The sequence below is a fragment of the Ruegeria sp. CL6 genome (assembly GCF_056536465.1).
The window spans coordinates 154,697-166,469 of the sequence record NZ_JBQFPR010000004.1; the positions used below are offsets into that span (position 1 = coordinate 154,697).

Annotated in this window: 9 protein-coding genes; 3 read left to right on the forward strand and 6 right to left on the reverse strand. The window is 56.5% G+C overall.

Annotation, left to right across the window (positions count from 1 at the left end):
- Window positions 1-36: 36 nt before the first annotated feature.
- Together ACR0LH_RS13115 and ACR0LH_RS13120 are read right to left on the reverse strand one after the other, a co-directional pair.
- The gene (locus tag ACR0LH_RS13115; protein ID WP_480721305.1) at window positions 37-2,139 is read right to left on the reverse strand and encodes an alkyl/aryl-sulfatase; all 2,103 of its coding nucleotides are present in this window, start codon (window positions 2,137-2,139) and stop codon (window positions 37-39) included.
- A gap of 228 nt (window positions 2,140-2,367) precedes the next feature.
- Entirely contained in the window at window positions 2,368-2,586 is a 219-nt protein-coding gene (locus tag ACR0LH_RS13120; protein WP_480721306.1) for a hypothetical protein, read from the reverse strand.
- 387 nt (window positions 2,587-2,973) lie between these two features.
- Between ACR0LH_RS13120 and aspT the strand changes: the two genes are divergently transcribed.
- Complete coding sequence (gene aspT / locus ACR0LH_RS13125) at window positions 2,974-4,674, forward strand: aspartate-alanine antiporter (protein ID WP_480721307.1); 1,701 nt, start codon at window positions 2,974-2,976, stop codon at window positions 4,672-4,674.
- Window position 4,675: 1 nt separating this feature from the next.
- Here the strand turns inward: aspT and ACR0LH_RS13130 are convergent, their stop codons facing one another.
- The 4 genes from ACR0LH_RS13130 to ACR0LH_RS13145 form a co-directional block, all read right to left on the reverse strand.
- On the reverse strand, window positions 4,676-6,349 hold the full coding sequence (locus ACR0LH_RS13130; protein WP_480721309.1) for an aspartate:alanine exchanger family transporter: 1,674 nt from the start codon (window positions 6,347-6,349) through the stop codon (window positions 4,676-4,678).
- A gap of 22 nt (window positions 6,350-6,371) precedes the next feature.
- Complete coding sequence (locus ACR0LH_RS13135; protein ID WP_480721310.1) at window positions 6,372-8,003, reverse strand: bifunctional aspartate transaminase/aspartate 4-decarboxylase; 1,632 nt, start codon at window positions 8,001-8,003, stop codon at window positions 6,372-6,374.
- A 111-nt stretch (window positions 8,004-8,114) separates the two neighbouring features.
- Entirely contained in the window at window positions 8,115-8,621 is a 507-nt protein-coding gene (locus ACR0LH_RS13140) for a hypothetical protein (RefSeq protein WP_170485676.1), read from the reverse strand.
- Window positions 8,622-9,034: 413 nt separating this feature from the next.
- Window positions 9,035-9,985 (reverse strand): GlxA family transcriptional regulator, encoded by a 951-nt coding sequence (locus tag ACR0LH_RS13145; protein ID WP_170385911.1) that lies wholly within the window; start codon window positions 9,983-9,985, stop codon window positions 9,035-9,037.
- A 153-nt stretch (window positions 9,986-10,138) separates the two neighbouring features.
- On the opposite strand from ACR0LH_RS13145, the gene ACR0LH_RS13150 reads away from it, so the two are divergent.
- Entirely contained in the window at window positions 10,139-10,846 is a 708-nt protein-coding gene (locus ACR0LH_RS13150; protein ID WP_480721311.1) for a GntR family transcriptional regulator, read from the forward strand.
- Window positions 10,847-10,853: 7 nt separating this feature from the next.
- Entirely contained in the window at window positions 10,854-11,771 is a 918-nt protein-coding gene (locus ACR0LH_RS13155) for a dihydrodipicolinate synthase family protein (RefSeq protein WP_480721313.1), read from the forward strand.
- Window positions 11,772-11,773: the final 2 nt, after the last annotated feature.

The following is an 11,773-nucleotide window of genomic DNA, read 5'->3' on the forward strand; positions in this document are numbered from 1 at the left end:
CTGGGGCTTTCCCGAGCTTTCGCAGACCACTTCTGGCTATTCTATCGCAGGAAGCCCGGTCACTGCTTCAAACGCCGCCGAGGACACCTCGGCATCCTTCGGATCACGTGTTCCCGGCAAAACCTCGAAGAACGGGTCAAAGTCGACCATGGCCTGCGCCAACACCCCGAGCATGGTTGCGTCGCCATCAAGGGTCGCAGTGCCGTCCGCCAATTGCTCATCCAGCGTTTTTTCTCCGGCCATTGTCAATTCTAGATCGCTGCGATTGATCGTCAGTGTCAGGTCAGGTGTGTCGGACTGGAATCCTTCGACATTGGTCAGTGTTGCATTGCGCAGTTCGACCAGAAACTTCTCGCCATTGTCGGGCGTCACGAGGTTCATGGCGAATGTGTGCCCTTCGACCTTGCGACTGTCCATTTTGATCGCAAGAAAGTTCAGAAACAGTTCCGTCGACATGGCGCGAATGACGTCCGGGCTGGACGTATCGGGAATATCCCCTTCGGGAATACCAGAGCGCAATTCAAACGCACCGGACAGGAACGAATTCCGAAGTCCCGGATTCTCTTGCTGATAGCCAATCTGCTCATAGACATCGGCCAGCAGGTTGTTGGCGGCCTGATTGCCAGGCTCTGCATGGACCAGCTTGTCCAGGATTTCGCTTGCCAGAAGATATTCACCGGCCTCGTGCAGTTCACGACCCTTGGTCATGATCGCTTCGGAACCGCCCATCATTTCAACATAGAGCGGCGCCGAATCCTCGGGGGACAAGGGAATAAGCGTGGCCGGGTTGCAATCCCAGAACCCGATATAGCGCTGGACCACGCCTCGGCTGTTGTGCTGCGGCGAGCCGTGGTAGCCGCGGCAGTGCCATTTGTCCTGCAAACTCTGCGGCAGCTCGTAGACGTTGTGTATCCTGTTAATGGTTACGCCCGTGTTCACGAAGTGCAGAACCTGATTGTTCATGTGGGCATACAGGTCGCGCTGATCACGCAGGATCGCCTGAATCCGGTCGTTTCCCCAGCGGGGCCAATGGTGCGAATAGAACATCACCTCGGCGTCTTCGCCATAGAGGTGCAGCGCACGGGATATATACTTGGACCATCTCAGCGGATCCCTGACGGGTGCGCCGCGCAACGTATAGATATTGTGAAGCGTCGCCGTGACATTCTCGGCCATCCAAAGCGCCTTCATGTCAGGAATATAGGTGTTCATATTGGACGGCGCTTCGGTGCCCGGAGTGTTCTGGAAAATCATGCGAACCCCGTCGACCTCGAATTCTTCGATGTCGTCTTCAACAATGCGCGTCGGTGCGATCAGACCGACCAAGCCCGCAGACACACCCTGCCCAAGCCCCTGCCCCGCATACCCATGAGGGCTAGCAGGCAACAATAGCCCATATTGATAAAACAGGCGGCGGTTCATCGCGTTCCCCGCATAGACATTTTCCGAGATCGTATGCTCCATGAAATCGCGTGGGGCGATGATCTCGACCTTTCCTGCCCGTACATCCGCTTCGTCCACCACCCCGCGCACGCCGCCCCAATGGTCGCCATGCGAATGGGAATAGATCACAGCGGTCACGGGTAGTTCACCACCGACGTGCTCTCGAAAGAAGTTAAGCGCCGCCCTTGCAGGTTCGGCCGAAACCAACGGGTCAATGACGATCCATCCGGTCTTGCCGCGCACAAAGGAAATATCCGACAGGTCGAACCCCCGCACCTGATAGATACCCGGAATAACCTCGTAGAGACCGTAATTCTGATTGAGGCGCGAGATTCGCTGCAATGAAGGATGTATGCTGTCGAAATCCGTATCAGAATTGAGGAAATCGAACCGCTCTTTGTCCCAGGCCACATGCCCCGCATCGGCCATGATCTTTTTGTCGGGCATTTCCGCAATCAGACCGCGCTGCTGTTCATCGAAATCCAGTCGGTCCGAAAACGGAAGGGCATCGCGCGCCTTGTCCAGAACATCCAACGTGTATTGAGAAGGCGCTTTGCCGTTCGGGTGAAAATGTCCTTCTAGCGGTGCAGCTTCTTGCGCAAGCGCCGCAGAGTCATCCAACAATACTGCGCCGGAAACTGCAAAAGCTGTGCCGACACTTGGAATGGCCTTCAATACATCTCGCCGGGTCGTCATGTTCTTCCTCCTCCAAAACTCGACGGTTTTGAAGCCCGGATGACCAGACTAAATTCGGGTTGCTGTGATGTTTCCAAAATGGAACTACCGGCTGGCCCAATCCAATGCTTGCTCACGAATTCTGTTTCGTCGAGTAGCCAAAGCATAGGGAATTTTCTAAGCCCCTCGTTGATCTGGCTCAAACGCGAGAACTGCTGACACACAGGTCACCGCATCACCGGTCTCGCGTTACTGCAGTTGCAACCGCTTGAGTTCCTCGGCAACAGCCTCCAACGCCTCGGCCTGAGCCAATCTGCGAAAGGCTTTGCGATCGCGGCTATGCATGCTTTCCCCTGCATGCGCTGCTATCCTGCGGTCTTCGGCGGCAAGCCGGGACAATAGGCTTGCCCCCATCAGGATAGATTGCTGTGCCATTTGCAGCGTTTTCTTTCTTTGATGTTCAGTCATCTGAGAGTCTCAATCCAACGTAAGCTGGACCACGCTAAAAAAGCTGTTCTTTCGCATGGCAGGAATTACTGTTTTCAAAGTGACACACAAATAGGAGTGCCTAGTCCAAGCATGGGAGTTGGCGCTTGCCAAAAGCATGTGATTTCTTGCCAAACCCGTTTCTGCTGGCAGCGCATTTCGGGAAACTAGGCTGGTGTAAATGGTGCCCTGACCTCTTAGGTCAACCATACCGACCGACTGCCAGCCGATCCAGATTTGACAGAATCCCGGACGAGTGCTTACCTGACACGAACGCGACGGCGACCATCTGAATTTACATGAAGTTTCAGTGCCCTGAGACGCCAAAACCGGCTTTGGGTATGACGAATTTAACCTGGAGATTTGATCATGGATCTTTTGGCCGAACAACTTCGCACCTACCCGATTATGGCATTATTTTTGTGCCTCGGCCTTGGCTACGGAATGGGCAAGCTCAAGGTTGGGAAATTTGAACTGGGCGGCATTGCCGGAACTTTGCTTGTGGCCGTGTTCGTGGGGCAGATCGGTGGGATAAACCTAAGCACGGATGTTCAGAACGTCTTTTTCTCGCTGTTCATCTTCATGGTTGGCTACAACGGTGGTCCACAGTTTTTTGCCGCGTTGAACCGCACCGCGCTGACCAAGTTGCTGGCGGCCTTCATGATGACCCTGTGGGGACTGTTCTTCGTTATCGTCGTGGCGCGATGGGCAGGGCTGGACAAAGGGCTGGCCGCAGGGCTGGCTGCCGGAGGTTTGACGCAATCGGCCATCATCGGCACCGCCGGGAATGCCATCGACCTGTTGGGGCTTGCTGCGGACGAAGCCGAGAAGCTGAAAACCAATATCGCCGTTGGGTATTCGGTGACATATATCTTTGGCTCGATCGGACCCATTCTGGCCGTCAGCATCATTCCAATCATCATGCGATGCGACTTGCGGCAAGAAGCCTTGAAGCTGGCCCAAAAACTGGGCGGCGGCGGACAAAAGCTGGAGGAAGGCGAGTTTCTTCCCATGAACCGGTTTGACGCCCGCGCCTATCAACTCAACCAAGGGTCTGCCGCCATAGGCAAGACCGTTGCCAACATCGAAGGGGACTATGACGGTGATCTGGTGGTCGAGCGTTTCCTGCGTGAGGGCACCGCACTTGAGCCAACGCCGGACACCGTGATCAATGCAGGCGACATTGTCGTCGTGTCTGGGTTGGTCTCTGCCCTGACAAAGTTTGACGGCACCGCCGATGGCGAAGTCGGAGAATACCCTCCCGAACTGGCGATCGTGGAAGAACGTCGCAATGTCGTTATCACAAACAGAGAGCTTGCGGGCAAAACCCTGCGAGAGCTGCACGAAACCCTTTCAGCGGATCAACGGCGCGGGGTCTACATTTCCAAAATCACCCGGATGGGACATGATATTCCAGTACTGCACAACACCGAGATTCACGCAGGCGACGAGGTCAGCATCGTCGGACATAAGGACGATCTGAACCGCGTCGCGAAACAGGCAGGGTATGTGCCCCCTGCGGCTTCGGTGACGAACTTCATTGCGCTTGGGTTCGGGATCGCGATTGGTTACCTGATCGGGGAAATAAGCTTTGTCATCGCAGGAACAAAAGTGGCGCTGGGGTCCGGGCTGGGCTGTTTGGTGACTGGCCTGATCATCGGGTACATGCGTATTCGCAGGCCCAAGATTGGGGGCATCAACAGAGGTGCCGCGAATTTCCTCCAGAGCTTTGGACTGGCTGTTTTTGTCGGCGTTGTCGGCCTTAATGCGGGCCAGCCAGCGCTTGAGGCGATACAGCAATATGGCATCACCCTTTTGCTGTTGGGGGTTGTGGTCACCATGATGCCGATGATCGTTCAGTTTCCTATCAACTATTTCGCCCTGCGTATCCGCAACCCGATCGAAGCCTGTGCAGTGGTGACAGGTTCCCGGTCGGGCAATCCGGGGTTCGCTACCCTGCTGGAAAAGGCCGGAAACTCGACCCCGACACCGGCCTTCACGATGACCTATGCGGTGGCAAACATATTCCTAACCCTCTGGGGGCCGCTGGTTGTGGCATTCGTTCCATAAGTCACATCAGCACGATCACGATGACCGAGCCCCAAAGGGCAAGCAGGACGTTACCCACCGCGTAACCCAACCCATAGCCAAGGGTTGGAACCTGACTTTGCGCGGCCTCCTGTACGGCGGCCAGTGCTGGCGCAGATGTCCCGGCACCACAGCATGTTCCGGCCAGAACGCCCTCGTTTATCCCGAAAACCTTGCGCCCGACGATGATTGCAGCACCGTGGGCAAGAACAACGATGGCAAGCGATCCAAATATCAGCGAAGGTCCACTTTCCAGCACACCCGTCACAAAGCTGGGACCAGAGGTAATGCCGACGCAGGCTACAAAGACACACAAGCCGACTGAATCGAAAATCCAAAGCGTCGCTTCTGGCACGAAACCGAATGTCCTGTGTACTGACCGCAACCAACCCGCGACCAGACCTCCGAGCAACACGCCTACTGACGTACCAAGGCCAAGTTCGATCGCACCGTATTTCAGCGCAGGGATGCCGATCAACCCGCCCAACAGGATGAAGAACGCGACAAAAACCATATCCGTCTTGTTGGTCGCACGATCCAGATACCCTAGCTTGGCCGCGGCGGCCTCAATATGGCTGCGCGTCCCCGAGACGGTCAGCACATCGCCTTTGTGAAGGGTTACGCCTCGAAAGATCGGCAGACGCTCACCACTGCGCATGATACCGCGCACAAAGACCGTGCGGGCCTCGGGGCGGGTGGAAAGCTCGCCCATTGATTTGTTGACCACTGCGCTGTTGGTCACGACGATGTCGCTGGTTTCAACAGGCAGGTCCAACAATTCGGGGTCTTCGACCTCCTCGCCTAGAACATCGGCATGATCGATCAGATACGTGCGCATCCCGGCGATTGCAGCGATATCACCCTTTTCAAGAACCATGTCACCGGTTGTGGGAAGAATTCTGTCCCCCCGCCGCACCCTGTCAATGAATGCGCGCACATGGTCGGGCACGCGCGCCTCAAGCTGGGCCACGGTGTGCCCTGCAAATTCGGGGTTGATCAGATAGGCTCGGGCCTCGAAATCCCGGTGCTTTGGGACCATCGGCGCATCGGTGTCCTCCAGTTCAGCCTCATACTCGGCGCAGGCTTCTTTCAGTGACCGCCCAAAGAACCGGGGCGCAAGCTGCGTGTGAAAAAAGATCGTTGCGATGACGCCGACGAAATAGGCCACCGCAAAACCGGTCGCGATTTCAGCGTCAAAAATCTGTTGCGCCGCTTCGTCTGCGCCCGTCTTGGCAAAGGCGTCTATGGCCACGCCCAGCGTCGCGCTTTCTGTAGCACCGCCAGCCAAAAGCCCCGCCGCAACACCAACAGACAGACCCATCAAAGGAGCGAGTAAAATTGCCACAAAAAGTGCCACGACACACAGCAACACCGTCACAGCGATCTGTGGCAAGGCACCAAGGTTCAAAGACCGAAAGAACTGTGGCCCCGTCCGATAGCCGATAGAGAATAAAAACAGCAGGAAAAACGCCTGCTTCAGATCATCCGACACGACAACCCCGGTCTGGCCGACAAGTACTCCGGCCAGAAGACAGCCCGCCACCGATCCGACGGTGAAAGAGCCGATCGTGATCTTTCCGAGGGCGTAGCCGATAGCCAGACTGCAAAACAGGGCCAACTCAGGGTGGGCACCGAAAATTGCACCGATCAATTCCATGCTGGGCTACCTTGAACGTTAATCATCCATGCAGCGGCAAACCTTTGGACGCGCGGTAGGCTTGCACATATCCTATGGCGACCGCCCGCACCGCTCGTCCGATCTGACGATAGGCGCTATCGTCCAGATTGGCGAAAGAAACCCGCGCGGACCAGTTAGGAGCGTCAAAGCCGGACCCGTTCAGCAAAACGATCCCGTGATCCTGCGCCAGCTTGAACGAAATATCCAGCGGGTGCACATTCTCTTTGATCCACTCGACCACCTCATCACCCACGTATTTGCGCAGCCAGAACTCAAAGTCGATGATGCCATAGTAGCGATCGAAAAGAGGGTTGTCGGGAACCTCGATCCCCATACCGTCAACCAGTTCGTCAAACCGATGCTTGAGGATGCCCCAGCAGAACGCCTGATAGGATTTGTCCTCATCCATCATCTCAACCAGCGAAAACAGCGTCATCATCACCTGTTGCGGCAGAGAAAGCCCGGCCGTGTGATTCAGCGCCACGTCTCGGCTGTCGGCGACGATGCGGTCAATGAACTTAAAGCCGGAAGGATCAGGCGTCAGCGGCGTGTACCGGGCGTTCACGACGTCTTTGACCTCTTGCGGTGCCTCGGCAATCATCTTGTCAAAGATGTTGTTCTGCGCAACGGCGATCGCGCCCAGCCGCCAACCCGTGCAGCCGAAATACTTGGAGTAGGAATAAACACCGATCGTGTTTTCCGGCAGATGCCCCATTACCGACTGAAAGTTGGGAACAAAGGTGCCGTAGACATCATCGGTCAGGATGATCAGATCAAGGCGACGCGTTTTGACGAATTCTACCAGCCGGGCCAGAACCTCGGGGCTGATGGCGACCGATGACGGGTTGCCCGGGTTCACCAGGAACAGCGCCTTGACCTTGGGGTCGGCTAACTGTTCAAGGTCGTCATCCGTCAACTGGAAATGGTCCTCTTCCTCCGAAGACACATCTACCACGTTCAACCCGTAATCTTCGAGTACCGGCATTTCCAGGTAAGGGGTGAAAATCGGCGTCCCCAGCGCGATGGTGTCGCCTGCGTTCAGCAGCCTCTGGTTCTTGAGCGCCTTGAAAATATAGCACATTGCGGCCGTGCCGCCTTCGACCGCGTAGATGTCAAATTTCGCGTCCGGCCTATGCCCCGCGCACATTGCCCACATCAGGTATTCGTGCACGATCACCTCGTTATGTTCGAGGCATCGGTCAGGCATGGGATAGTGATCACCAACGATACTGTCGGTCAACTCCAGCACGAAATCATCCGGATCGAAACCGAATTTCTGAATCGCAAAGTCCACGGCAGACGCCAGCGTGTCCGCGCCCGGTGGTGAATCGCGCCCGTCACGCGCGGCACAATATGCCTTTAGTCGGTCATAGCACCCCGGACCCTGAGGCATCCCGGCCAGACCGACCTGCGGCTCGTTGCGGTGCCGCTGTGCCTCGGTCATCGCAAACTGGCCAAGCAGAAAGAACGCCTCGCGCGCCTTGGTCGCGATCCAGTTCGGGTTACCCCGCCCCGCATTCAAGTAAGGTAGTGTAGATTTACGAGACTCTTTCTGAGCCAGCTTGATGAGTTCGTCTTTGATTTCAAAGGGACTCAGGTTTTCAAATTTATGAAGGTCCAGCGTCTCTGACATGGCTACAAACCCTAAATTACTAGAAATCGGAAATACTCATCCGAACCGTAATCAAGGAAAGCGCCTTGTGTAAACAGTTGCGCCCAACCGACGCGGTATTGGCGGGTTTTCTCAGTTCAAGCGATTTGACGCGGCCAGCGCACCAGCCAGCGCGTTCTCGATCTCGCCCGGAAATTCTCTGCCCTTTTCATGCAAACCGGCCGCGACCCAGCCAACGGTATGACCTCGCGCACCAATATCGTTGGCACGCACCAATGAAGGTGAAGTGCGCTCAATCCGCACCAGCGCCATGGACTCTTCCACCTCGCTGTCGGTCAGGACCATTCGGACTGCGCTGTAAATGTCCAGTGAAACCTGCAACGTCTGGTGCTCTAACCGATGTGCGGATTCCGAAAGCAGGCGAGTGCAAAACGCCGACAGGAAGTACCAGCGGAAAATGGTAAACACACGGCTCTGAAAATCCCCTGTCAGACCAGCCCCAAACGAAGAAGCACGGGCGATCCGCTCGAACGCCGCTTCCGCTGCCTTGGACGCCTGACAGATTTGATGCTCGCGCTTTTCAACCGGAAATCCGCGCGAAGCTGGATTCACTACGACGTCTTGGGTTTCTAGGTTCATTGTGGTCCTCCAGCACTAATTCCTGAAGAGGACATGGGAAAATTCAAATTCATTAGAATGTTATTTTCTGCCTTATTTCACTTACACTGTCCGATTATTGGCAGTTACAAAAATGCCATAAAAAGACGTTTAACGCAAACATATCCGCTTTTAGATTATAAAAAGCAGGTTTTTCGCGACTTTCGCAGAATGCACCAAAATGCGGCAGAGGCCCGTTTTCCTGCCCAATTCCCCCACGAAACTGTCATGATATGGCAATAGTTGTGCCCATTTCCCAACGTATAACCATCCTATCCCGCGGGTCAGTTTACCAGTAAGATTTTAACGAGGGGGTACGAGCGGGATCAGGGGGACGAGCGCCTGTCCGGTCCGACTCGCCCATGGGCAGAGCAGCTCCCCCCGGCTGCCAAAGTTCAGTCGATTTTGCTTTTCTGCGCGTGCGGTGTGACGCCAAAACTCGAACGGTAAACCCGCGAGAAATGACCCGGATTTTCAAACCCGCACGCCATCGCCACCTCGGTGACCGAGGCTTCGGTCTGCAACAGAAGTTTCTGGGCACGCTCAAGACGAAGTTCCATGAAGTACTTCTTGGGCGACGTATTGAGGTACTTTCCGAACAACCGCTCGAGCTGTCGGGTCGAAATCCCCAAATCGTCAGCAATCTGAGACGGCGACACAGGCGCTTCGATACAATCGCGCATGATATGGATTGCCTTGGCCAAATGCGCGTTGCGCATCCCGTTGCGCGACTGCAGCGAAACGCGTTGTTTGGCGGTCGCATTGCGGACCGCGTTATAAACCATCTGGTCGGCCACTGCGATCGCCAGCTCCTCACCATGATCGCGTTCAATCAAGTGCAGCATCAGGTCCGCCGTCGCAGTTCCGCCAGAGGCCGTTATGTGTTTTTCATCTGCGACAAACACACTGCGAACAAGGTTCACTTCGGGAAACGCTTCCATGAAGGCGTCGTGGTATTCCCAATGGATCGCGGCCTGCATCCCATCCAGGAACCCCGCCTCGGCCAGCAGCCAAGCCCCCGAACACAACGCGCCGATTGCGGTCCCTCGCGCGCGCTCGCGCCTGAGCGCAGCCAGCAAGGGGCGCGTGACGTGGCTGCGCATGTGAATGCCCGACAAGACAAACAACTGGTCCGTTTTCGGCAGGTCGTTCAACCCGCCGTGCACCAGCGTCACCAACTCGTTCGAGCATATCGCCCGCTCGCCATTCTCTGAGATCAGGGTCCAGTCATACAGCTTTTTCTCGCTCACCAGATTTGCGATCCGCAATGGCTCGACCGCGCAGGAAAATGCGAGATGCGAGAACTCCTCGATCAGGATGAAAGTTATGTGCCGGGTTTGCTGCATGGGATGTTCCACTGCACGGGCCGCATTAGCCCAGGTTTCGTTCGAGAGACTATGCTGCACGATTTTTTTCTGTATACAAGTTGTATTTTTTTAGAATACAGAGACAACACGACCAGCCGGGCGCGATTCGCGCTGGCATCGCAGGAGGGACGCATGAAAGACGACGCCAAATCCCGAAAAGCTGAACTGTCCGAGCACCTGAAGGTCTCGATCCTGACCCTGCGACTGCGCCCGGGCACCGATCTGGACGAGGCGCATCTGTCCGATGCGTTCGGTCTGTCGCGCACGCCTCTGCGCGAGGTGTTTCGGCAACTGGCAGGCGAAGGCTATCTGGACCTGCGCACCAATCGGTCGGCGCGGGTGTCCGAGATGTCCTATACCACGCTGCGCGACTTCTTTCTGGCCGCCCCAATGGTTTATGGCGCTGTTCTGCGGCTGGCCGCAGGGAACGCAACGCGGGCGCAGATCGACGCGTTGAAGGACGCGCAGCAGGGGTTCAAAGCGGCCTTGCGCGCCGGGTCTGCCGAGGATCGCGCATTGGCCAATAACCGCTTTCATGACGTGACCGGAAAGATGTCGGGCAATGTCTACCTTCTGCCCTCGTTCAACCGCCTGCTGATTGATCACGCCCGGATCGGGATGACCTTCTATCGGCCTCAAACGGCCAAAATGACCGAAAACCTGTCCGAAGCCAGTCGCCAGCACGACGCCATCATCGCCGCCATCGAAACGGCCGATGAGGCGGCTGCTGCGCAGTTGGCCGAAGACCACTGGAACCTGTCACGGGATCAGATCGAACTGTTCGTGATGCCTGACGCGCTGGATGTGCCTATGGGTGCTCCGCTTTCAAAACCTGCATGAGGATGCAATGAACCCGATTTTCAAGTTTGAGGGGATTTATACCCCGGTGGTCACGCCCCATCACGACGATGGGTCCGTGAATTGGGATGCCTTGGCACAGGTGATCGACTACCTGATCGAAAATGGCGTGCATGGGCTGATCTCGGGCGGGTCCACCGGCGAGAACTATGCACAGACCGTCGATGAACGGCTGGAGCTGGCGAAGTTTACGCATCAACAGTTGAAAGGCCGCCTGCCGCTGGTTGTGGGGACTGGCGCTATGCTGACGCCGGACTCGATCGCGTTGGCCTCTGGTGCACGCGAGATTGGCGCGGACGCGATCCTGCTGGCCAGCCCCCCCTATTCAGTGCCCACCGACCGGGAAAACGCTCTGAACGCACTGGCCATCGACAAGGCCGCCGACCTGCCGGTGATGCTGTACAACTATCCGCACCGCACAGGCACCATGATGGGCGAGGAGTTCCTTGACCGTGTCGGCCGCAGCCGCAACTTCTGCGGCATCAAGGAAAGCTCGGGCGATATCAACCGGGTGCATCTGCTGGCGCGGGACTACCCTCATATCCAACTCGGCTGCGGCATGGATGATCAGGCGCTCGAGTTCTTTGCCTGGGGCGCACCATTCTGGGTCTGCGGCGGGTCAAACTTTCTGCCGGCGGAACATGTCGCGCTGTATCACGCCTGCGTGGTCGAAGGGAATTTTGCCAAGGGCCGCCGGATCATGTCGGCGATGATGCCCTTGATGCGGGTATTGGAACAGGGCGGCAAGTTCATCCAGACGATCAAGCACGGCGTGACCATGAACGGGGTTGAAGCGGGTGTGATGCGGCCTCCGCTGAAAGGTCTGAACAAGGATGACAAGCGCGCGCTGGAACAGGTGACGCGCGTATTGAAGCAAACAATCGCTGACATCGTGGCGGAGGAGTAAGG